This window comes from Sphingosinicella sp. BN140058 (assembly GCF_004135585.1).
Lineage (GTDB): Bacteria > Pseudomonadota > Alphaproteobacteria > Sphingomonadales > Sphingomonadaceae > Allosphingosinicella.
Map to the genome: position 1 here is coordinate 3,500,318 of NZ_CP035501.1, position 20,444 is coordinate 3,520,761.

Annotated in this window: 21 protein-coding genes; 14 read left to right on the forward strand and 7 right to left on the reverse strand. The window is 68.9% G+C overall.

Annotated elements, in window-relative coordinates; genetic code table 11:
* The first annotated feature begins 316 nt into the window (after nucleotides 1–316).
* From ETR14_RS15685 to ETR14_RS15695, 3 genes are all read left to right on the forward strand, one after another.
* Nucleotides 317–1,258 carry a helix-turn-helix transcriptional regulator gene (locus ETR14_RS15685; RefSeq protein ID WP_165356468.1) on the forward strand — a complete coding sequence of 314 codons (942 nt, stop codon included), beginning with the start codon at nucleotides 317–319 and terminating at the stop codon, nucleotides 1,256–1,258.
* Nucleotides 1,259–1,382: 124 nt separating this feature from the next.
* Nucleotides 1,383–3,848: a hypothetical protein gene (locus ETR14_RS15690; RefSeq protein WP_129386047.1), complete on the forward strand. Its 2,466-nt coding sequence runs from the start codon at nucleotides 1,383–1,385 to the stop codon at nucleotides 3,846–3,848.
* Nucleotides 3,849–4,049: 201 nt separating this feature from the next.
* Nucleotides 4,050–4,817, forward strand: a complete 768-nt coding sequence (locus tag ETR14_RS15695; RefSeq protein WP_129386049.1) for an AAA family ATPase — start codon at nucleotides 4,050–4,052, stop codon at nucleotides 4,815–4,817.
* 27 nt (nucleotides 4,818–4,844) lie between these two features.
* On the opposite strand, the gene ETR14_RS15700 is transcribed toward ETR14_RS15695, so the two are convergent.
* The 3 genes from ETR14_RS15700 to ETR14_RS15710 form a co-directional block, all read right to left on the reverse strand.
* Nucleotides 4,845–5,267 (reverse strand): hypothetical protein, encoded by a 423-nt coding sequence (locus ETR14_RS15700; RefSeq protein ID WP_129386051.1) that lies wholly within the window; start codon nucleotides 5,265–5,267, stop codon nucleotides 4,845–4,847.
* Nucleotides 5,268–5,681: 414 nt separating this feature from the next.
* Nucleotides 5,682–6,284 (reverse strand): trans-aconitate 2-methyltransferase, encoded by a 603-nt coding sequence (locus ETR14_RS15705; RefSeq protein ID WP_129386053.1) that lies wholly within the window; start codon nucleotides 6,282–6,284, stop codon nucleotides 5,682–5,684.
* A 102-nt stretch (nucleotides 6,285–6,386) separates the two neighbouring features.
* Entirely contained in the window at nucleotides 6,387–6,587 is a 201-nt protein-coding gene (locus tag ETR14_RS15710) for a hypothetical protein (RefSeq protein WP_129386055.1), read from the reverse strand.
* Nucleotides 6,588–8,343: 1,756 nt separating this feature from the next.
* Between ETR14_RS15710 and ETR14_RS15715 the strand changes: the two genes are divergently transcribed.
* The 4 genes from ETR14_RS15715 to ETR14_RS15730 all read left to right on the forward strand — a co-directional run bounded on the left by ETR14_RS15715 (nucleotide 8,344) and on the right by ETR14_RS15730 (nucleotide 11,593).
* Nucleotides 8,344–8,952 (forward strand): hypothetical protein, encoded by a 609-nt coding sequence (locus ETR14_RS15715; RefSeq protein ID WP_129386057.1) that lies wholly within the window; start codon nucleotides 8,344–8,346, stop codon nucleotides 8,950–8,952.
* Between the two features lie 118 nt (nucleotides 8,953–9,070).
* Nucleotides 9,071–10,021 (forward strand): DUF2157 domain-containing protein, encoded by a 951-nt coding sequence (locus tag ETR14_RS15720; protein ID WP_129386059.1) that lies wholly within the window; start codon nucleotides 9,071–9,073, stop codon nucleotides 10,019–10,021.
* Complete coding sequence (locus ETR14_RS15725; RefSeq protein WP_129386061.1) at nucleotides 10,018–11,088, forward strand: DUF4401 domain-containing protein; 1,071 nt, start codon at nucleotides 10,018–10,020, stop codon at nucleotides 11,086–11,088. The genes ETR14_RS15720 and ETR14_RS15725 overlap by 4 nt, the downstream gene beginning before the upstream one ends.
* Nucleotides 11,081–11,593, forward strand: coding sequence for a GDYXXLXY domain-containing protein (locus ETR14_RS15730; protein ID WP_129386063.1), 513 nt, complete (start codon nucleotides 11,081–11,083; stop codon nucleotides 11,591–11,593). The genes ETR14_RS15725 and ETR14_RS15730 overlap by 8 nt, the downstream gene beginning before the upstream one ends.
* Before the next feature lie 113 nt (nucleotides 11,594–11,706).
* Here the strand turns inward: ETR14_RS15730 and ETR14_RS15735 are convergent, their stop codons facing one another.
* Nucleotides 11,707–12,336 carry a TetR/AcrR family transcriptional regulator gene (locus ETR14_RS15735; protein WP_129386065.1) on the reverse strand — a complete coding sequence of 210 codons (630 nt, stop codon included), beginning with the start codon at nucleotides 12,334–12,336 and terminating at the stop codon, nucleotides 11,707–11,709.
* A gap of 73 nt (nucleotides 12,337–12,409) precedes the next feature.
* On the opposite strand from ETR14_RS15735, the gene ETR14_RS15740 reads away from it, so the two are divergent.
* A complete protein-coding gene (locus ETR14_RS15740) occupies nucleotides 12,410–13,024 on the forward strand; it encodes a glutathione binding-like protein (RefSeq protein WP_129386067.1) in 615 nt (204 codons plus the stop codon).
* A gap of 51 nt (nucleotides 13,025–13,075) precedes the next feature.
* Here ETR14_RS15740 and ETR14_RS15745 read toward each other — a convergent pair whose 3' ends face one another.
* A complete protein-coding gene (locus ETR14_RS15745; RefSeq protein ID WP_129386069.1) occupies nucleotides 13,076–13,801 on the reverse strand; it encodes a hypothetical protein in 726 nt (241 codons plus the stop codon).
* A 124-nt stretch (nucleotides 13,802–13,925) separates the two neighbouring features.
* Between ETR14_RS15745 and ETR14_RS15750 the strand changes: the two genes are divergently transcribed.
* Entirely contained in the window at nucleotides 13,926–14,390 is a 465-nt protein-coding gene (locus tag ETR14_RS15750; RefSeq protein ID WP_129386071.1) for a GNAT family N-acetyltransferase, read from the forward strand.
* A 48-nt stretch (nucleotides 14,391–14,438) separates the two neighbouring features.
* Here the strand turns inward: ETR14_RS15750 and ETR14_RS15755 are convergent, their stop codons facing one another.
* Both ETR14_RS15755 and ETR14_RS15760 read right to left on the reverse strand, forming a co-directional pair.
* On the reverse strand, nucleotides 14,439–14,756 hold the full coding sequence (locus tag ETR14_RS15755; RefSeq protein ID WP_129386072.1) for a hypothetical protein: 318 nt from the start codon (nucleotides 14,754–14,756) through the stop codon (nucleotides 14,439–14,441).
* A 558-nt stretch (nucleotides 14,757–15,314) separates the two neighbouring features.
* Nucleotides 15,315–15,974 (reverse strand): hypothetical protein, encoded by a 660-nt coding sequence (locus ETR14_RS15760; protein ID WP_129386074.1) that lies wholly within the window; start codon nucleotides 15,972–15,974, stop codon nucleotides 15,315–15,317.
* Nucleotides 15,975–16,140: 166 nt separating this feature from the next.
* On the opposite strand from ETR14_RS15760, the gene ETR14_RS15765 reads away from it, so the two are divergent.
* The 5 genes from ETR14_RS15765 to ETR14_RS15785 all read left to right on the forward strand — a co-directional run bounded on the left by ETR14_RS15765 (nucleotide 16,141) and on the right by ETR14_RS15785 (nucleotide 20,432).
* Nucleotides 16,141–16,842, forward strand: a complete 702-nt coding sequence (locus ETR14_RS15765; protein WP_206186094.1) for a 2OG-Fe(II) oxygenase — start codon at nucleotides 16,141–16,143, stop codon at nucleotides 16,840–16,842.
* Between the two features lie 78 nt (nucleotides 16,843–16,920).
* Nucleotides 16,921–17,271 carry a nuclear transport factor 2 family protein gene (locus ETR14_RS15770; RefSeq protein WP_129386078.1) on the forward strand — a complete coding sequence of 117 codons (351 nt, stop codon included), beginning with the start codon at nucleotides 16,921–16,923 and terminating at the stop codon, nucleotides 17,269–17,271.
* Between the two features lie 54 nt (nucleotides 17,272–17,325).
* Nucleotides 17,326–17,541 (forward strand): KTSC domain-containing protein, encoded by a 216-nt coding sequence (locus ETR14_RS15775; protein ID WP_129386080.1) that lies wholly within the window; start codon nucleotides 17,326–17,328, stop codon nucleotides 17,539–17,541.
* 171 nt (nucleotides 17,542–17,712) lie between these two features.
* The gene (locus tag ETR14_RS15780) at nucleotides 17,713–19,380 is read left to right on the forward strand and encodes an AMP-binding protein (protein WP_129386082.1); all 1,668 of its coding nucleotides are present in this window, start codon (nucleotides 17,713–17,715) and stop codon (nucleotides 19,378–19,380) included.
* Nucleotides 19,377–20,432 (forward strand): cytochrome P450, encoded by a 1,056-nt coding sequence (locus tag ETR14_RS15785; protein ID WP_129386084.1) that lies wholly within the window; start codon nucleotides 19,377–19,379, stop codon nucleotides 20,430–20,432. Before ETR14_RS15780 ends, ETR14_RS15785 begins: the two co-directional genes overlap by 4 nt.
* Nucleotides 20,433–20,444: the final 12 nt, after the last annotated feature.

Below are 20,444 nucleotides of genomic sequence, written 5' to 3' on the forward strand. Positions count from 1 at the left end.
CCTTCCTCCGCTCGCCTTGCGGCTGCCTTGGGCAGGCGGGACGGAGGCAGGACATGGCCCGCGCAAGACCCCGCACCAAGCTGCCGCCGTCTTGCCTCAAACGCGTGTGGCGCGACGATGCGCTGAGCAGGAATGTCCTCCGGGGCCCATGGCGAAGCGCTCCGCCGCGACTCCAGCAACGGTCCCGCAGTCGCGCCCCACATACGCATGCGATTGCGTTCCGCGACGCTTGTGCCAGTATGATGGGAGGGGGCACAGAGTGGCGACGGCAGGCAGAGAAGCGACAGGACCGGCGCCGGCGCGTGCGGACGCGGCCTTGGCTCCGACGAGAAGGTTTGCGACCCGCGAGCTGCCCGAACATCGGCGGGACGAACTCATCCGGGAATTTTACGGCCGGATCGGCATCGGCGTCGATATCGCCCCGATCGAGGTGCCGCTCGATCTCGATATCTCGACGCTGATCCTGCCGAAGATCATGATGATCGCGGCGACCACCACGCCGCTCAGATGGGATCGGCGGCCCGATCTGACCGCCGACGGCAACGACGACATCTGCATCACGTGGGCTGCCGGTGGCTATGCCTTCCGTCAGCACGGCCGCAGCGATGTGGACATTGCGCCCGGCGCCGCCTGCGTCATTCCGGTCGATCGTCCGTGGAGCGCCGCAACGCTGGACGGGTCGTGGAAGACGAACATTCAGATCGAGCGGCGCCTGCTCCTGGAGCGGGTGCCAGACCTTGAAGACGTGGCGCCGGATTGCATCGAGCGCCGCAGCCCCGAGGCCGCTTTGCTGTTCGATTATCAATGGTGGATCGCACGCCGGCCGATCACGGAGGCGATGGCGCCGAGGATCGCCGAGCACATTGCGGATCTCCTCGCACTGGCGCTGGGTGCCTCGGCGGATGCAAGGCAGGCAGCCAGGGAAGGTGGCGTACGTGCGGCGCGGCTGCTCGCCCTTCAGCGCCACATCGCGGCCAATCTTCACCGCCCGATGCTTTGCGCGCGGAGTGCCGCCAAAGCCCTGGGGATCAGCGAACGCTATGTTCGAAGCCTCCTCTCGGATGAGGAAACCACCTTTTCCGATTACGTGGCGGATCGCAGGCTCGATGCGATCCGAAGCCGGCTTCTGCAGCCGTCCCAAGCCGTCCTGCCGATCGCCGACATCGCGGCGGAGTTCGGCTTCTTCGAGCCATCCACCTTCTATCGCCGGTTCAAGGCGCGCTTCGGAATGAGCCCCTCGGAGTTCCGCCGGGGATAGTCGGCGCTGTTCCGCCCGCGCACCATCCAGTGCCGCCGGTGCCACATCGTTACGGCTGGAACGGCTCTATGCGGTCTCCCGATTGCGCAGCCGATCAGCGCCGCGCGAAAAGGGGGATCCATTCATGACCAAGACCACGCGCGTGGCGCTCACCGCCGCTGCCTCGATCAGCGCGCTTTCCTGGGCGGTCGCCGCGGCCGCGGACCCGACGCCGCCGTGCAACGCGGGTGCCGGTGCCGGCAGCACGGAATGCGGCGCCAATTCGACGACCGGTACCGCCGTCGAGGCCACCGCAGTGGGTGCGGGAAGCCAGGCGACCGGCGATGGCAGCACCGCCACCGGCAACGGCGCGGTCGCCTCTGCGCCCTCGGCCTTCGCCGGGGGCCAGGGCGCGATCGCCAATGGCCCGAGCGCCACGGCCATCGGCCTGAACAGCGCTGCGTCGGGCGGCCAGGCCACCGCCCTGGGGGCTTTCAGCGAGGCGAGCGGCGACGATGCCATTGCGCTGGGCAACGGCAGCCTGGCGACGGGCGACGGCAGCAGCGCGGTCGGCAACGATGCGGTGGGATCGGGCGTGTTCTCGAGCGCGTTCGGCAGCGATGCTGCCGCAACCGGTCTCGACAGCGTCGCCGTGGCGAAGCTCTCAACGGCAAGCGGCGAGGGGGCGATCGCCATTGGACGGTCGAGCGACGCCGCCGCCGATTACACGATCGGCATCGGGCGCAGCGCGGCGGCGAGCGACACCGGTGCGATTGCGGTCGGCTATCTGGCCACCTCGTCCGGCGTCCGCTCGATGGCGGTCGGTTTCGAGGCCGGTGCCGCTGGGGACCAGTCCTCCGCATTCGGGGCGTTCTCCGCGGCTTCGCAGCCCGACGCGACTGCGGTCGGGGCCGGCGCCCAGGCAACGGGTCCGGGCAGCACCGCCACCGGCCGCGCCGCATCGGCGCTCGGGGAATTGTCGAGCGCCTTCGGCATGAACGCGTCCGCGTCGGGATCGAGCAGCCTCGCCACGGGCTCGGGAGCCAGCGCAACCGGCACCGCCTCGATCGCGAGCGGCTTCAATGCAGAAGCGACCGGCTCGAACAGCATTGCCACGGGACAGTTCAGCCGGGCATTGAACAACAGCGCGGCGGCCTATGGTAATTCCGCTTTCGCGACGGGAGCAGGGAGCCTCGCGATCTCGACCTTGGCGCAAGCGACGGCCGACCTCAGCATCGCCATCGGAACACAGAGCGGCGGGTACGGGCGATCGAGCATCGGGATCGGCGCCCTGGCCCAGGGATTGGGCGAGGAGTCGGTCGCTCTCGGGGCGCTGGCGAGTGCAGGCGCCGACGGCAGCAGCGCAATCGGGGCCAGAGCGCGCGCCGAAGGCGTCAACGCGCTTGCCATCGGCATGGAGAGCAAATCGGAGGGGACGGCGGCGGTCGCGCTGGGCCGCCAGGCTTTGGCGACCGGCGAGCAGGCAACGGCGCTCGGAACCCAGTCGGTTGCCGTCGGGTCCGGAAGCGTCGGCATCGGCTACAATGCGGGGGCCATCGGGAACTTCTCGGTGGCGTTGGGCCAGCAGAGCGCAGCAACCGGCGATTCCTCGCTCGCGCTCGGCGCCGGTTCGACCGGAGGCGCCGCGGAAGCGACCGCCTTGGGCTGGTTCGCCAAGGCCAATGGGGTGCAGGCCGTCGCTTTGGGCGCCCAGAGCGAGGCGGCAGGTGCGCTCGGCACTGCGCTTGGCGCCAACAGCAGTGCGACGGGCGAGCAGGCGACCGCTCTCGGCAGCGGCAGCAGCGCGCTCGGCGTGGGGAGCACCGCGATCGGCCGACTGGCGGCGGCGTCGGCGGACGGCGCCGCCGCGCTCGGCCGCGACAGCCGCGCAGAGGGGGTAAATGCGGCTGCGCTCGGCCCGAACGCGATCGCGGCACACGATGGCTCCGTGGCGCTTGGCGCCGGAGCCGCGACCACCGCCGCTGGACAGGTGGCGCTCGGCGGCACCGGTAGTTCCGTTCGCGTCGGCGACATCGCGGCAAGCAGCGCGGCGCAGGCCGGAACCCTCGGCGTGGCGACGGTGGATGCGTCGGGCACGCTGGGGCGCGACACCACGCTCTTCCCCGCGGTCGGTGCCTTGCAGGCGGGGCAGGCGACACAGGCGGGCCAGATTGCGGCGATCGAAACCGTCAACACCACCCAGAACGGGCAGATCGCTGCCGTCGAGGCGGTCAACTCCAGCCAGGCAACGCAGATCACCGCGCTGCAGCTCGGCTCGGTAAGCCAGGGCATGGCGATCAGTGCGCTCCAGGCCGGACAGGCTGCGCTGAGCGGACGCGTCGATACTCTGTTCGATCTGCGGGAGCTCGATCGCCGCGACATGCAGGAAGGCATCGCAGCGGCGGTGGCCATGGGGCAGGCACCCATGCCCTCTGCGGCGGGGCGGACGAGCTACGTGCTGAACGTGTCGACCTTCCGCGGTGAGCAGGCGCTTGGCGGCTCGATCATGCACCGCCTCGGCGGTGACTCTCCGGTCGGGATCGGCGTGGGCTTCTCGTTCGCCGGGCACAAGAACAATGCGTTCCGCGCCGGGGTTGCGGGAGAGTTCTGAGGCCGCTCACGCACCAGACGACACCGGGTTGGTGCGGCAACGGCGAGGGTGCACTGCGGCGGCGGGTAACCGGCGCGTGACGAGGCAGGCAAGCGCGTGCCCACCACCGACGGCGCACCTATCCTCCCTGCTCGGTCTCGGGGCGAAGCGACTTCCGGTTTCGGGTCCGCGCCCCTAGGCTGTCCCGGAGGAAGGGAGAGCATGGCCCGAGGAAGACCCCACACCAATCTGCCGCCGCCCTATCTCAAGCGCGTGTGGCTCGACGACGCCTCCGTGCCCGATCGCGACGCTTACCCCTTCTGTCTGCCGTTGTTCCGCGATCCCGGCTTCGAGCTCGCCTTCGATCGGCCGGTGACAATCATCGTCGGCGAGAACGGCACCGGCAAGTCGACCCTGCTCGAGGGCATCGCCGTGCTCGCCGGCTTCGACGAAGGCGGCGGCGGGCCCGGTTATCGGACGATCGACAATGAAGGCGCGCTCGCCCGCGGCGGCGGCGATCTCGCCGCGGCGCTGAAGGCGAGCTGGCTGCCCAAGGTCGGCAAGGGCTGGTTCTTCAAGGCGGAGAGCTTCTTCTCCGTCGCCCGCTACCTGGATGAGGCGGCGAAGGAAGGCTTCGCCCCGCCGCCCGATTATCTCTCCCATTCCCATGGCGAGGGTTTCATGCGCTTCTTCGAGGAACGGTGCGAGCGCCCGGGCATCTTCCTGTTCGACGAGCCGGAATCGGCGCTTTCGCTGACCCGGCAGTTCGAATTCCTGAAGCTGCTCCACCGCATCCACGCGGCCGGCAAGACCCAGGTAATCCTCGCCACCCACGCGCCGATCCTGATGGCGCTGCCCGGCGCCCGCCTGCTCCGCCTCGGCAAATACGGCCTGGAGCCTGTGGCGTTCGAGGACACCGACCATTACCGGCTGATGCGCGAATTCATCCTCGACTGGCGCACCACCGTCGAGACCATGCTCGACGGGTGAGGATTGCGGGACGTCACGGCTTACCCCTCAGCCGCGGCCGTTGCACGCAATGTACGTGGGTTTTCGCGTGTGCCGGTCGATCGAAAGCCTGATCACCCCGCAGCCGCCGTCGAAGATGTTCGGCAGGTCCCGGTAATCGTCCAGCCAGCGTCGCTGACCGGCGGCAAGCGTGCCGGAGGCGGGTTCGGGGCAGGGCACCGCACGTGCGGTGAGGTCCGCGCCCAAGTCCTCGCAGGTCTCGTCCGGCCCGGTCGGTCCGAGCGGCACGACATAGGCGGCTATGATGTCGCCTTCGGCGCCAACGGCATAATGACGGGCATAGGCCTCGAGCGGCCTTGCCCCCGCCGGGAGGCGCACCGCCGCTTCGATCTCCGCCATCAGCGCCTCGGCTGCCGTCGGGGCGAGAGGGGGAGTGGCGAGCAGGGCGAGAAGGAGAAGCGGGCCGGTCACGCGCCGAGCCTGGCACGACGCGCTTCGGCAACGCAAGATGCCCCGCGACCGCATTCCAATGGAAGCCGCGCGCCGGAGCAATACAGGCGTCGTGGCAGCCGATCGCCTTCGGCGGTGCGGCGAAGCCGATGACGGCAGGCACGACGATCTGTGTCTAAGCTTTTTGTCTCATCACTGGGGCGCATTGCAGTTCGCACGCGACCTTCGCCGCTTCGTGGTCCTTCGTGCCTTCGTGTGGAACCGGCAGCCGCTGTGGGTTCGAGGCGGCAGGAGGAGATGCGCGAAGCCCACCCGAGAACGCGCTGACGTGCAGGTCTGACACCTTCGAAGAGGGTGATCCCGAGCTTGCGGCGCGGAGGCTTGGAGGAAGCAATGCGCGAAGACGGCTGGCGAGAGCGGAGGAACCGAGCACCTCTAGCGCCGCCGCGCCAGCCAGATCGTGCGGCCTCCGGCGTCCAGGTCTTCGGCGACATGCGCCACCACCGCGAAGCTGCTGTCGGCCAGCAAAGCAGTGTAGTCTGCGGGGGAAAGGCTGGCATGGTATAGCGGCTCGCCTTCGAACGTGCCGATCGCCTCGCCTTCGTCGGGCCCGCTGGTGAACAGCAAGGGCGCGCCCGCCCGCGTGTGGGCGGCGAAGATCGGGAACATGGTTCGCTGGTCGTCCGGGCAGAGGTGGAAGAAACTGTCCCAGGCGAGCAGGCCGTCGAAAGCGCGGTCGAGGCGCAGCGTGCGCATGTCGCCGACCAGGCCGCGCTGCTCCGGCAGGTTGTGCTGGAACAGGGCGATCATCTCGGGTGCGGAATCGACGCCGGTGACCGCACGGCCGTTGGCGGCCAGGTAGCGGGCGATCGGTTCGCCGGCGCCGCAGCCGAGATCGAGGATCGTGCCGGCGGTCGGAACCAGGGTGAGGAACCGGTCGAGCCAGCCGCGCTCGGGCAGACGCGTGCCGCGGGCTCGCGTCCAGGCGGCGGCATGGCGCCGGTAAAGGCCGATAATGTCGTCCGCAGCGCTTGGCACCTGCGGATCATGGCGGCTCGCGGGGAGGCTCGCAACACGCGTCGAGGAGAGGGGGCGGGCGGCGGAGGGCCGGATGTGCGGGTGCCCCGCCGCCCGCTGCGATCAGCTCTTCCGCGCCTGCTCGGCGATCAGCCGGTTCACCTGACCGAGCTGGTCCCGGACGCTCTCGGGACTTTCGGTGACGGGGCCGTCGGCACGCTCCGACGCGGTCGCCGTGTCGAGCAGCCGAAGCCGCTCCTCCAGCCGCGCTTTCTCGTCCTGCAGCTTGGCCAGCGTGTCGTCCTGAAGGTCGTCTTGCATCATGCATCCCTTGTGCGCGGCGCACCGACGGGTGCGCCCTGGTGTGAGATACGGATCCGGTGAGGTGCGGTGCGCAAAGATCGACCAGCACCGAGCGAACCCGATGCGGTCCGACATCACGATCCCGATGGAGATCGTCAGAGGGGCCCGGCCCGCTCGCTTTGAACGGCACCGCGGGCGGGAAGGTTCCGCCCTGATGGAACGATTGCGCCACGATCCGGAACCCGCGCCGGCGATGGTCCGGCGGTGCTGCGCCCGGGGAGTTTGACGATTATTGTGCACCGCGTCTCGGATCCGCGCGGCAATCCTGTTCGACGGGCAATGTCGCTTCTGCTTCCCCGATTATCGATGCGGTCGGCCCGATCGCGGAGCAACCGTCCGGTCGTCCGCGCGCCGTCCGCCGGGCACGCTTCGTCTCACCGCCACCCCTGCGTCGCAACCCGCCGGCACATGACGGGTTACGCACGGCGTTGCTTTCCTCCCCCCTGATTGCGACACTGATCTCGGCGCCGGCGTCTCGCATCCTGTGAGACGCCGGCGCTCTTGCTTCGGAGCGCCGAGGCGTTCTCCCGCACGGGCAATCATTGCCTGGTCGAGACGCTCGATCTTTTGGCTCGCGTCACCCCGGTCGACGCACCCAAGAAATTGGTCAAGCCTGCCTCGTCGAAGCACTCAGTCCTCCCTGTCGCTGCAAGCGATGGGGAGGGGGACCGCACAAAGTGCGGTGGAGGGGCTTTGGGCGCCGGAGGGCCCCTCCACCAACTTTCAGCTGGTGATGAGCAAGTGCAGGCTGCACCGCAGCCTGCAGTCCTGCCGGGGCACAACGGGCTTGCTCATCACCATCGCCTACGGCGACAGGAAGGATGAGAAGGCCGAATGCAATCGCGTTTCGCACGTCCCGACATTGACGTTCGTCGATGTTCCCGCTATGTTCCGCATCCTGTCTCCGGCCTGCGAACTCCCTAGGAACCATCGCGTCGCGAGCGAACCCTCCACCACGGGGCGAGCCGCCCTTCCTTGAAGGTCGAGGACCGACCAATAATCACGCGCGCCGGACGCCTGCACGCCCTTCGTCACGAGGATTGCAGGCGCGTGCGCGCAGGCGACGGGTCCGGCGTCGACCGAGCGTCCACTTGGCGATGGCGTGAAAACCACCGTAATAACGGTCAATACGGTGGTCTAAGTTGGCCGATAGCGCGACCGCAGCGAGGCAGGCGAGCCGACGTTCGGATTCCTGCCCCGCTGATATCGAGCCTCCTCGCAGCGCAACCGGCGCGCGAAAATCGACCGTATTATCGGTCAATACGGTGGCGTCGACGGACTGTGGAGGGTTGCTGCTCCGCCCCTTCGACAGGCGAGGTGGCAGGGGCCGGAGCGCTTTCGCATGCGCACGCGACGGAGCCCGCACTGGCTTACCCGTGCGCTCCCGATCCTCACGCGGAAAAGGAACCGTCCGCCACTTTCCCTCTCCCATTTGGGGAGAGGGAGGGACCCGCCCGGCTTTGGCCGGGCGGGAGGGTGAGGGGAGTCCGTAGGGACGCCCCGCCCGGCTTCGGCCGGGTGGGAGGGTGAGGGCAGTCCGTAGGGACGCCCCGCCCGGCTTTTGGCCGGGCGGGAGGGTGAGGGGAGTCCGTAGGGACGCCCCGCCCGGCTTTGGCCGGGTGGGAGGGTGAGGGCCGTCTCAAACCGGGACCCGCGCCATGCAACATCCCGCATGTCCGCTCGTTTCGCTTCCGCCTGCCGCCGAAGGAGAAACAAGATGCGCAAGATCGTGTTCGGAACCGCCTTCCTGCTGGCTGCGATGGCGTCCGCCGCCTCGCACGCGCCCGAGGCGCAGGCGCGCGGCGCAGGCGTTCGCGGCGTCGTTTCCGGACCCGGTTCCGGCGCCGGGCCGGTGCGCGGACCTGGGCGGGTCGGCCTGGTCGACAGCGTTCGCAGAGGGCCGGGCGGGTGGAGCGGCGGCGACTGGCGGCCCGGCGGCACGGGTTGGCAGGGCCGCGGCATCCCGGTCGGCGGGGGTCGTGTGGGCCGCGGCGACGGATATGGTCGCGGCGGGTGGAACGGGCGTGGCGGCTGGGACGGCCGCGGCCGCCGCGGCGAAGACGGCGGCCGCGGCGAATGGGGCCGGGACGATTGGAGCTGGAACGGCGACCGTGACGGACGGCACCGACGAGACCGGCCCGGCCGCGATCGGCGCGATCGTGGCGGGCATGTTTATGCCGACGGCATCGGCATCGGCGATGGCGGCTGGGCGGCCGAGGGCGAGCGGCTGGCGCAGGACGGCGGACCAACCCGGTCGGAGGCACGCAAGACCTGGCGCAATCCGTGTCGTTCCTACTGGTATGACGGGTTCTCCTGGCGCTGTTGATCGCGCCCGCCGTCCGACCGGGCCTCGTGCCTTAGTGGGCGTCGTGCCTGCGGCCGAGTTGGCGCCGGGCGCCATTCGCTGGTAGGCTACCGGGGATTGGGGCCGCTCCGGGGGATGGATGAGCCGATTTCGCGAGGATGTTCTCGACTGGTTCGATGCAGGGCGCGTCGTTCCGGGAGGCGAGGATGCGGTGCTCCGCGCCGCCGGCATGCTGCCGACCCGTGCCGACTGGCACGCGTTCCTTGGCCGGCTCACCCTCTGGCTCGGCACGGTCGCGCTCGCGGCGGCGCTGATCTTCTTTTTCGCATTCAATTGGGACGATCTCGGCCGCTTCGGCAAATTCGGCCTGGTCGAGGCGGCGATGGTCGCCGCTTTGTTCGGCGTCTGGCGCGTCGGGCTCGACGGCCTGCCGGGGAAGGCCCTGTTGCTGCTGCTCGTCCTGCTGACCGGGGCGCTGCTGGCGCTTGCCGGGCAGGTCTATCAGACGGGTGCCGACACGTTCGAACTGTTCGCCTGGTGGGCGGTCCTGATTCTCCCCTGGGTGCTGGTCGGCCGCTTCGCCCCCTTGTGGCTGGTCTGGCTCGCCTTGCTCAACCTCGCACTTTATCTCTTTGCCGACCTTTCCCACTCCGAGGGGCTGCTGCTGTGGGGCCTCTATGGCGTGAACGGGCTCGCTCTGATCCTGTGGGAAACGGCGCAGCGCCGGGGCGTGTCCTGGCTCGATGACGATTGGCCGCCGCGACTCGTTGCGGTGGCGAGCGGCACGATGGCCACCGCGCTGGCCGTCCGCGCGATCGGCTCTTCGGCCGACGGCAGCGCCCTTGGTGCGCTTGCTTATGCGGCCTGGCTTGCGGCATTCTATGGCTGGTACCGGCGTGTCCGGCCGGATCTGTTCATGCTCGCCGGCGGGGTGCTCAGCCTGATCGTCGTGGTGATATTCTTCCTTGCTGAGCATGTCATGGAACGCGCCGACGGCGGCGGTTTCCTGCTCACCGGTCTGGTCGTGCTCGGCATGTCGGCCGGCGGCGCGATCTGGTTGAAATCGGTGGCGCGGGAGCAGCGGGCGTGAGCGCGGCAGAGCTTTGGGAGCGGCTGCAAGCCGAGCATCTCGTCGAGGGTGCGCGGCCGGTCGCGGAGGCGCGCGCCGCACCGTGGTTCGTCCGGGTGATGCTCGGCATTGCCGGCTGGCTCGGCGCCATCTTCCTGCTGCTGTTCGTCGGCGTGACCTTCGATCAGGTGTTCAGGGACGGTTCTGTCGCGCTGATCGCCGGCGGGGCCTGCTGCGCCGGCGCGTTCGGCCTGTTCAGACGCTTCGACGACAATGACTTCGCCGAACAATTCGCACTCGCCGCCAGCCTGGCCGGACAGATGCTGATCGTTGTCGGGCTGGCCGCCATCCTGTCTCCCGACATGGCGTCTCTTTTCCTCGCGGTTGCGGGAGCTGAGGCGGCGCTGGCGCTGGCCGTGCCCAATTTCCTGCACCGGGTGCTGGCCGGCAGCGGCGCCGCGATCGCGCTTTCGCTGGCGATCAACCAATATGGTCTGCACGGCCTTTCCGCGCCTCTGCTCGGCGCCGGCCTCGTCTGGATCTGGCTGGCGCCGCAGCGTTGGGCCGCAGACGGGCGCTTGTGGCGGCCGCTCGGCTACGGGCTGGTCCTCGCATTGCTGCTGATCGAAACCTTTCGGCTGTTCGGCGCCGAAGACCTGTTCGGCCTTGCCCGCGAGTCGGTGCGCTGGATTGAGCTGCAAGGGCCGCTGATCGGCCGCGGCGCGGTTGCTGCCCTGCTCGTCTGGATCGCACTGGCCGAGAGCGGGCGGCAGGCGCTTCCGCCGGCGCGTCGGCTCGCCGCCGGCGGGGCCGCCCTCCTGTTCGGCCTGCTCGCTCTGGCCGCGCCCGGTCTCGGTTCGGCCATGCTGATCCTGCTGCTCGGCTTCGCCGCCGGCAATCGCATCCTGCTCACGCTCGGCACCCTCGCCCTGCTCGGCTTCGTCGCCCATTTCTACTACAGCCTGCATCTCACCCTGCTCGGAAAATCGGGCATGCTCGCGGCGACCGGCCTTTGCCTGCTCGCCGCCCATGCCGTGCTCGTGCGCGGGTGGTTCTCCTCGCCGGCCATGGGAGAGGCCAATGGCTAAGCGCATCGCGCTCGTCGCCGGGCTCGCCGTGCTCGCGCTGATCAATTTCGGCATCTACCAGCGCGAGCAGCTGGTCCGGCACGGGTCACTGGTCCTGCTGAAGCTGAGCCCGGTCGATCCGCGCTCGCTGATGCAAGGCGATTACATGCGGCTGAGCTTCGAGGCCGCCGACCAGGCCTTTCCCGGCGCCGGCAGGTTCGGCGCGCCGCAGCCCGGAAGCGACGGCCACCTGGTGGTCCTGCGCGATGGACAAGGTGTCGGCCACTTTCGCCGGTTCGCCGACGGCCGTCCGCTCGGCCCCGGAGAAGTCGCGCTGCGCTACCGCATCCGCGCCGGCGAACCGCAATTCGCAACCAACGCCTTCTTCTTCGAAGAAGGCCAGGCGGACGTCTATGCCAAGGCCGCTTATGGCGAGTTCCGCGTCGCCGAAGACGGCGAGATGATCCTCACCGGCCTCCGCGACGCAAAAGGCGCGCGGCTCGGTCGCAGCCAGGCATTGTTCTAGGACACGCAGGCATGCTGTTCCCCGCTCCCGTTTCGGGGAGAGGGAGGGGCCCGGCCCGCAGGGGCGGGAGGGTGAGGGCAGCGGGGGGCTGAGGAAAGATGCGGGACGCCTCGCTAAACCCCGTCCTTTGTTCCTGCGCCGCACAGCATCGTCACCGCGGCATCCGCCACTGCCTGCAACTCGGCTTCGCTGGCGCCGCCGCGGGCGCGGACCGCCAGCGTGTGGAGCATGCCGGTGGCGAGCTTGGCGTGGGCGACGGGATCGGCGCCCGGCGGGAGCTCGGCCAGCGCTTCGCGGAATTTGGCCTCGAAGGCGCCGTCCAGTTGTTCGAACGAGACCGTGAGCACCGTCCGCACTTCATTCTCGACCGCCGCTTCGGTGACGGCGGTGCCGACCAGGAAGCAGCCGCGGCCGGCCGGATCGCCGCGCCGGTAAAGCTGGACGGCGCCCGCATAGAGGCGCGTCAGCAGCAGCCGGAGCGGGCCCGGTGCGGCGAGCGCCCGTTCGAGCGCGGCGAGCATGTCGGCGCGGGTGCGTTCGAGGGTCGCGAGGTAGAGCGCGCGCTTGTCTCCGAACGCGCCGTAGAGGCTGGGCCGGTTGAGCCCGGTGGCGGCGGCGAGGTCGTCGAGCGAGGTCGCGGCATAGCCGCTGCGCCAGAAGGCATCGCGGGCCTTGAGCAGCACGTCGTCCCGATCGAAGGCGGGCGGGCGCCCGCGGCGGCGGGTCGACTCATTCTGTACCATTTCGCAAAGAATCCTTGACGTCATGCATTTTGTACCGGATTGTATGGAAATCAACAAGCCGGAAGGACGCGTCATGGATCTCTATTTCTCCCCGCTGGCATGCTCATTGGGTGCCCGCATCGCTCTCTACGAGGCCGGCGCCGAAGCCGGCTATTACCACGTTGATGCCGCGACCAAGACGACGCAGGGGCACGACTATCGCGAGATCAATCCCAAGGGCCTCGTCCCGGCGATCCGCACGGTGGACGGCGACGTGCTCAGCGAGAATGCGGCGGTGCTCCAATATATCGCGGACTGCTTTCCCAAGGCGAGGCTCGCCCCGGCGGCGGGGCCGGAACGCTATCGGTTGCAGCAATGGCTGAGCTTCGTCGGCAGCGAATTGCACAAGGCCGTGTTCGCGCCCCTGCTCGGGCGCAACTCGAACGACGGCGCGCGCGACTATGCGCGGTCGCTGGCGCCGGAGCGGTTCGACTATCTCGATGCCCATCTTGCCGGGCGCGACTGGCTGCTCGGCAGCTTCAGCGTCGCGGACGCCTATTTGGCGGCGGTGCTCAACTGGGCGCCTTACGTGAAGATCGATCTCGGCCGCTGGCCGGCGGTCGCCGCCTATCGCGACCGGCTGGCGGCCCGGCCCAGCGTCGCCCGCGCCGTGGCCGAGGAGATGGACCTGTTCCGGCAGGCGGCCTGACCTGGCGGGTGGGCAGGGACGTCCGACGGGCGCGGCGGGCTCGCCCGGCTTCTACTCGAACCACCAGTAGAGCAGGACGAGCCCGCCGAGAATCAGGCCGAACGTCCACGTCCGGCGGTTCTCCCGGGCCTTCGCTTCTGGGCTGGTGAGGGCGGCGCTCCGTGCGGCGTTGAGGCGCTCGAATGCCTCGGCGCTGCCCTCGTCGCGGATGGCGTAAGTGCGTTGGATGGTGGCGAACACCGTGCTGTCGTCGTCGCCGAAATCGAACGCACGCTGGATGCTGCTGACGGCCGCGACCCGCCGATGCGCGTTGCTGGAGGCTGCGGCGCGAAAGCAGAGCCAGGAGACGAACCCGAGCAGCGCTGCGAAGGCAATCATCGGCCATTCCCGACCGGGCTCTTCGATGAATTCGCGGAGACTGTCGCCGAGCAGGAACAGGGCGAATGCCGCCGTCAAGAAGCCGGGCAGAGCGAGCTCGGAAACGACGACACTCTTCACGCGCTCGGCCCGTGTGAGCGGCTGCCATTCGGCCTGGTGTCGGCGAATGCAATCGGTGCAGAACAGTGGGGCGGCGTGCGCGATCCGGTATTGCCAGGGCCCGTCATCGCCATGGTTGAACTGGAACACCTTGGTGATCGGCAGCGTCTCGGTCGCGCGGTGGCCGCAATTGGGACAGAGGGGCGGGTAGAGCAGGGTCTCGATCCGACCGGCAAGACGGATTCGATGGGCGTCCTCGGCGAGACCTTCGGTTCCCAATTCCGGCCGGATCACAGCCATGCGAGCCTCTCCTCCGATGATGGCAGCCGGCAGAGTGTCGCGGACGGGGTGGTTTGTCACGCATCGCCGCTCGAGCCGGCCCGCCCTCCTTGCCTATTCGGCGCCGCCGCTCGTAAGGCGGGCCATGCCTATGCTCCGCCCGCTCGGGCCCGCCGATTTCGAGACCATCCAGCGCCACCGCGAAAAGATGTTCCGCGACAGCGGCCGGCCGGAGGCTGTGATCGCGGAACTCAAGGCACCATTTGCAGACTGGCTTGCGCCGCGCCTCGAGGACGGCCGCTATTTCGGTTGGATGATCGAGGAGTCGGGGACGGTGGTCGCCGGGCTCGGCATGATGGCGATCGAGTGGCCGCCGCACCCCTCGCATCCGACCAGCGACAGAAGGGGCTACATCCTCAACGTCTATGTCGAGCCGAGCCACCGCCGCCAGGGGCTCGCCAAACGGCTGATGGCCGCGGCGATGGACGGCGCCAGAGGGCGCGGCCTCGAATATATCGTCCTCCACGCCACGGAGCAGGGCCGCCCCCTCTACGCGTCGCTCGGCTGGACCTCGTCGCGCGAAATGGCGATCAGCGTGCCGTCGGCGTGAGCGACATCCGGATCCTGGCCCGTGCCGATCGCCTTGCGATACACGGGATCAAGCGGAGGGGGGCGGTGCAAGCAAGCCCGCCAGTGCGCCTATCGCGGCGGATCCGATGGCGATGATGCCGTCGGGGATCTCCGCCCCACTCGTATCGAGAGTGATCCAGAGCTGGGCCCCGATGACGGTCAGGACGGCGATACCCAGTACCGCAACGGTGATCTGGTAGACGAGCGTGTTTGGGATCGTACGCTTCTGTGCCTCTGAGCGTGCATCCTCGACGATCGCCTTCACCGCGGCGGGCGTGGAGGCTTGAGCTAGCTCGGGTGCGCGAATGCTCAGCGCATCTTCGAAGTTCGACGTGAACGAGGCCATTGTGCGACTCCTCTGGCGTGGTGAGGAGGTCAATGTACGATGCCGCCGAACCATAGTTCGTGACCACCGTCACGCATTGGAGGCTGTTTCGTCGAAATATGAGCGTGAAGGACGGAGCGGGCCGCCGCTTATCAGCACGTTTAAACTCAACACGCGATCGCCCGAATTCGGCGCTGCGAGGCCACGCCCTCCCATTTCGTTTTTAGGTCTGACACGGCGCGGTAGCTTTGCAAGGAGGCTGTCGAGGCGCGATTTCTGCTGACCCTGGCCGGTCTGTCCAAAGTGATCTGCGAGCGCAAAGAAGGTGTCCAACGGCTTCAGTCGCTCGGTCCCTTGCTCGTGATCGGCGCGGCTATGCTGACGAGAGTGATCTGCTCGCTCCGCCGATGCGATCGCTTCCGCTCGGGACTGCTTAGACCGTCTGAACTGGACTCCGCGCGATCGGCGCCTTTACCAGTCGGCGTAGTCTGGCCGGCGAGGCGGGGAGCCCAAGCCGATGCTCGCCGCTGGCCTGACCATCTCTGGGCTGGTGCCAGCGAAGACCTCCGCCGGCCAAACTCAATTCGGCCGAGGCTTCAGCGCGGTCGAGGCGATGTGCCATTTGCGCTGCTCGGCGGTCGAGCCATCGACGTCGTTGACGCGGCGCAGGGTGACGGGGCCGTTCATATGCACTTCGGCGCCGCTCTTGAGGCGGCCGTAGACCACCACCGGAACCTCGACATAAAGCGATCCCGCCGCCCCCTCGATCGCGCCCGGGGCCCCGATCTGGGCATGGTATTCGGCATATTTGGCGAAGCTCGCGGCGAACGCGTCGCGGGTCATGCCGCTCGCCTTGCCGCCGTCGGACCAGAGGCGCCAGGCATCGCCATATTTCCCGCCCTCGATCATAGCGAAATAGGTCTGCACCACATTGGCGGCGCCCTGGGCGCTGGTTTCGGTGAACGGCGCTTCGGAGACAGGCGTCCGGTCGTCCGGGAGCCCGCCGGGCGTGCCGGGGGCAGGGGGCTCCACTGGTGGGAAAGCGGCCGTATTCGCCTCGGCGACGTAATTGCGGGGTTCGTCCGCCGCCGGTTCGCGCGACCGAGCGGCATCGCCCGCGGCTTCGGCGGACTGGATGTCCGCGGCGTCGTTGGCGACGTCGTTGCCCGGCGCCGAGGCAGGCGAACAGGCGGAAAGGGCGATCAGGGCAGCGAGCCCGGCAAGCATATCGTTACGCATGAGGCATGAACGTGAGCCCGGCGCGATCCGTTCCCTGTCGGCGGCGGTTCGGCAGCAAGGGACGGAGTGCAATGCCCGCCGAGTCCTGCAATTCCGCAGTTCCTTTCCGGAGCAAAGACCGATGACGACGAGCGACCGCACCGCGCAACCAGCCCAGACACACACAATGGCATCGCGGGTCGCGCGGCTGGACTGGGGGCGCATCGCCGCGGACCTTGACGGCAGAGGATGGGCGAACACCGGACCGGTCCTGGACCCCGCCGAATGTTCCCTGCGCGCCTCAAGCTACGACGAGGATCCGCTGTTCCGCAGCCGCGTCGTGATGGCGCGGCACGGCTTCGGCCAGGGCGAATATCGCTATTTCGCTTACCCACTGCCGGACGACGTCGCCGCCCTCCGGCAGCATCTCTACGCGCATCTCGCGCCGATCGCGGAGCGCTGGCGGAGCTGGCTCGGCGGCGCCGATCCCTATCCGAGTGAGCATGGCGAGTATCTCGCCCGCTGCCATGACGCGGGACAGACCCGGCCGACACCCTTGCTGCTGCGCTACGCTGCGGGCGACCACAATTGTCTCCACCAGGATCTCTATGGCGCGCTGGCTTTTCCGCTCCAGGTCGCCTTGCTGCTTTCGGAGCCCGGCCGCGACTTCGAGGGCGGCGAGCTCGTGCTGACCGAGCAGCGTCCGCGGATGCAGTCGCGGGTCCATGTCGTGCCGCTTCGGCAGGGGGAGGCGGTGATCTTCGCGGTCAACCAGCGGCCGGTGCAGGGCACGCGCGGCCGCTATCGGGTGACGATGCGCCACGGCGTCAGTCCGGTGCGCTCCGGCCTGCGGCACACGATGGGCATCATCTTCCACGATGCGGCCTGAGCCGGCGGCGTGGACCGGCGATTGACGATTGAAGCCGCGCGTTCGCTCGGTCATCCTCTGCTGAGCAGGGGAGATGTCATGGAGCAGGAACGGGCACGGGAATTTGCAACGACGTGGGTCGACGCCTGGAACCGGCACGATCTTGACGCCGTCCTCGATCATTATGGGGACGATGTCCGCTTTCACTCCCCGTTCGCGCGCCTGCTCACCGGCGACGGGCGGGTCGACGGCAAGGCGGCGCTTCGCGCCTATTGGCGGGAAGGCCTGGCGCGGCGGCCGGCGCTGCGCTTCGAACTGATCGATCTGTTCGAAGGCGACGGCGCGCTTGCGCTCCATCTCTCAGACGAGCGCGGCAAGCGCGTCGTCGAGACGATGCTGTTCGACGCCGAGGGCAAGGTGACCCTCTCGACCGGATGCTATCTTCGCTGATCGGCGAGGGACCGGTGAACGGATCGGAAAACGGGGAATGTTCGTTTCGGTCCGATGCCGTCGACGATCATCCGCCGATTCGATTACCATCCGGAAAGACGGGAACTGGACGTGCTGTTCACGACCGGGCGCCGCTATCTTTATTGCGAGGTGCCGGCCGAAGCGGCCGTCGCCTTTCGCGCCGCCTTTTCCAAAGGCCGCCACTTCAATGCCCACATACGCGGCCGCTATCCTTACCGCGAGTGCACCGCCGATGACGAGGCCGCCTGACCTTCCTGCCGAACCGCACCCAAAGGCCGCGGTAACGCACGAGAAACCTTGCAAATAAGGAAGGCTCGCCGCAGGAGCCCGTCTGCCACGTGTCGCCAGGGGCGGGGGCGCGGGCCGCCGGGCTGATCGCAATCAGCGCGGCAGGGAACGAATCCGGGGGGTGTACGGCAGATGCGTGAGAGGACTTCCCTGGCGGCCGCCATTCGGACGGCGCTCGCGGCGGAGCCCGAGCGGGTTCGCATGCGCTATCTCGCCAATGGCGACGACGAGAGCGCGGTTCTCACCTGCGATGAGATCGACGCGACGGCGCGCCGGGTCGCCGCCGGCCTGCTTGCCGCGGATCTGCAGCACAAGCGGGCACTGCTGGTGGTGGAGACCGGGCCCGATTTCCTGCACGCCATGCTCGGCTGCGTTTATGCCGAGGTGATCGCGATCCCCGCCTCCGAGCCGCGGCCCGGTGCATCGCTCGACCGTTTGAACGAGATCGCCGCCGCTTCCGCCGCGGCCGTGGTGCTGGCTTCGGCCCGGGTGGCGGCCGATCTCGTCCGCCGGATCGATCCCGAAAGCCCGCTCGCACGCGTGCCGATCGTCGAAGTGCCGGCGCTCGCCGCGGCCGATCCGCTCGCCGCCTGCCCGGGCGAAGATCGCGATCCGGCGCTGCCAGTACTGGTTCAATATACGTCGGGTTCGACGTCGACCCCGCGCGGCGTCGTGCTGACCAGCGACTGCCTCCTCGCCAACATCGCCATGTCCTCGCGCGGCATGGACGTCGGCCAGAGCGAGGCGCCCGAGATGCTGGTCAACTGGATGCCGCATTATCACGACATGGGGCTGATCGGGAAAATCCTGACGCCGTTGGTCAACGCACTCGAGGTCGTCCACATGCCGCCGCTCGCCTTCGTCCAGCGGCCGGCGCGCTGGCTGAAGGCGATCAGCCGCTACCGCGCCACGACCAGCGGCGCGCCGGCCTTCGCGCTCGATCTGTGCACGGCGCGTGTGCCGGATGCGGTGATCGACGAACTCGATCTGTCCTGCTGGCGAACCGCCTTCTGCGGGGCCGAGCCGGTTTTCGCCTCGACGCTTGCCGCCTTTCGCCGCCGCTTCGCCCGTGCCGGTTTGCGCCCCGATGCGCTGTTCACCTGCTATGGCCTCGCCGAGACCACGCTCTACGCCGCCGGCGCGCATCCTCCGGCCGGTGCGCCCGAGCCCGACACGGCCGGCCTGCGCGCACCTTGTTATCTCGACGATGCGAGCCGGGCGACCCTCCGCATCGTCGACGATGCCGGACGGCCGGTGGCGGATGGCATCGAGGGCGCGATCTGGATCTCCGGAGCGTCGGTCGCCGCAGGCTATCTCGACGATGCGGCCGGAACGGCGGCGACCTTCCAGGCACGTCTCTCGCCTGACGATGGACGTCCGTATCTGCGCACCGGGGACGTCGGCCGGATCGAAGGCGATCGCCTCACCATCACCGGGCGCAGCAAGGATGTCCTGATCAGTGGCGGCGCCAACGTCGCGGCGGTGGACGTCGAGCGGTTCGCGACCCGAGATCTTCCGCATGTGAACGCCGACGGCGCCGCCGCCTTTCAGAAGGCCGACCTGCCCGGGGCGCCGCTGGTGCTGGTCGTCGAGCGTCAGCGCGGAGCCGCGCCGACGATGCCGGACGACGAGACGATCGCGACGATGCGCCGCGCCGTGTTCGAGGCGCTCGGCATCGCGCTCGACGAGGTGCTGATCGCCCGGCCCGGCACCCTCCCGCGCACGACCAGCGGCAAGATCCGCCGCGCCGCGGTGCGCGACGGCTGGACCCCTGCGGATGCGATGACGGCCGCCTCATGATCGAAGCGGATGTCGCGGCATGCTCCAGGATCCTTCACGATCCTGCCTGCTCGGTGGCGGAAACCAACGCCTACTTCGCGGATCTGGAGGCGCAGAGCGGCATTGCCATTCCAGGCATCCGGGCGCTGATGGCGCGGCTGCTGTTCGTCAACAACGGGGCCAACCATCTCGCCTTGCGCCGGGCGGCGCTCGGCTTCTTCCGGACGAGTCACATCGCCGCGTGGCAGCCGGCCATCGCGGCCCGCGCCGGCGCGGCAGTCTCGGCGCTCGATCCGGCAGCGCCGGTCGATCTCATCGAGGCGCTGGTTCGGCCGGCGGTCAGCGACATGATCTGCCGCGTGCTCGGCCTGCCGCCCGAGCATCACCGATTGTTCGACCAGCGCACGCAGGAAGCGTTCAACCTGATCGAGCCGCTGCAATCGCTCCGCGTCCTGCGTGCGATCGAAAGCCGCCTGGGCGAACTCGCCGCCATCGTGGCCGAGGTTCTGCGCACGCCGCCCGGAGCGGAGCCGGGTCCGCCGACATTCCTTCACCACCCGCTCGACGGGGTCACCGCGGAAGATCGGACCTGGCTCGCGATCACGCTTTACGGCGCAAGCCGGGTCACCCAGCACACCCTCGCCAACATCCTGCTGCGGGTAGGCGAGGCGCCGGTCGCCGATCGAGGCGTGCTGCGGGGCGGTGCGCTGCGGATGGATGCGGTCGAACGGCTGATCGCGGCCGGAGGCTCGTTCGATCGGCTCGCCCGCATCCGCAGCGGGCCGGACGGCAAGCCGGCCAGAATCGAGATCCCGATCGGACCGGCGAGCCGCGCCGCTCTGGCCGGAGCCTGCCCGCTCGGAGGCGCGGCGGAGGGCGCCGTGCCGCACCTCGCCTTCGGCAGCGGCCTCCACCGCTGTATCGGCACGCAGCTTGCCCGCATCATCATCGCGGAGATCCTGACTTCATTGCTCGATCGCTTCCCCGCTTATGCGATCGCGGGTGCGCCCGCCGGCTTCATCCGCTCGGCTGCAATCGTCAGCCCCAACGATCTTTTCTGCCACCTGCGCTGAGGGAACCCGCCG

Bases quoted from the DNA above. Each gene is read 5' to 3' on its own strand.
- ETR14_RS15750 (WP_129386071.1), top strand. From the start codon at position 13,926: ATGCCTATGCTCCGCCCGCTCGGGCCCGCCGATTTCGAGACCATCCAG.
- ETR14_RS15765 (WP_206186094.1), top strand. From the start codon at position 16,141: ATGGCATCGCGGGTCGCGCGGCTGGACTGGGGGCGCATCGCCGCGGAC.
- ETR14_RS15760 (WP_129386074.1), bottom strand. From the start codon at position 15,974: ATGCGTAACGATATGCTTGCCGGGCTCGCTGCCCTGATCGCCCTTTCC.
- ETR14_RS15775 (WP_129386080.1), top strand. From the start codon at position 17,326: ATGCCGTCGACGATCATCCGCCGATTCGATTACCATCCGGAAAGACGG.
- ETR14_RS15785 (WP_129386084.1), top strand. From the start codon at position 19,377: ATGATCGAAGCGGATGTCGCGGCATGCTCCAGGATCCTTCACGATCCT.
- ETR14_RS15755 (WP_129386072.1), bottom strand. From the start codon at position 14,756: ATGGCCTCGTTCACGTCGAACTTCGAAGATGCGCTGAGCATTCGCGCA.
- ETR14_RS15720 (WP_129386059.1), top strand. From the start codon at position 9,071: ATGAGCCGATTTCGCGAGGATGTTCTCGACTGGTTCGATGCAGGGCGC.
- ETR14_RS15710 (WP_129386055.1), bottom strand. From the start codon at position 6,587: ATGATGCAAGACGACCTTCAGGACGACACGCTGGCCAAGCTGCAGGAC.
- ETR14_RS15715 (WP_129386057.1), top strand. From the start codon at position 8,344: ATGCGCAAGATCGTGTTCGGAACCGCCTTCCTGCTGGCTGCGATGGCG.
- ETR14_RS15745 (WP_129386069.1), bottom strand. From the start codon at position 13,801: ATGGCTGTGATCCGGCCGGAATTGGGAACCGAAGGTCTCGCCGAGGAC.
- ETR14_RS15740 (WP_129386067.1), top strand. From the start codon at position 12,410: ATGGATCTCTATTTCTCCCCGCTGGCATGCTCATTGGGTGCCCGCATC.
- ETR14_RS15690 (WP_129386047.1), top strand. From the start codon at position 1,383: ATGACCAAGACCACGCGCGTGGCGCTCACCGCCGCTGCCTCGATCAGC.
- ETR14_RS15780 (WP_129386082.1), top strand. From the start codon at position 17,713: ATGCGTGAGAGGACTTCCCTGGCGGCCGCCATTCGGACGGCGCTCGCG.
- ETR14_RS15695 (WP_129386049.1), top strand. From the start codon at position 4,050: ATGGCCCGAGGAAGACCCCACACCAATCTGCCGCCGCCCTATCTCAAG.
- ETR14_RS15770 (WP_129386078.1), top strand. From the start codon at position 16,921: ATGGAGCAGGAACGGGCACGGGAATTTGCAACGACGTGGGTCGACGCC.
- ETR14_RS15730 (WP_129386063.1), top strand. From the start codon at position 11,081: ATGGCTAAGCGCATCGCGCTCGTCGCCGGGCTCGCCGTGCTCGCGCTG.
- ETR14_RS15735 (WP_129386065.1), bottom strand. From the start codon at position 12,336: ATGGTACAGAATGAGTCGACCCGCCGCCGCGGGCGCCCGCCCGCCTTC.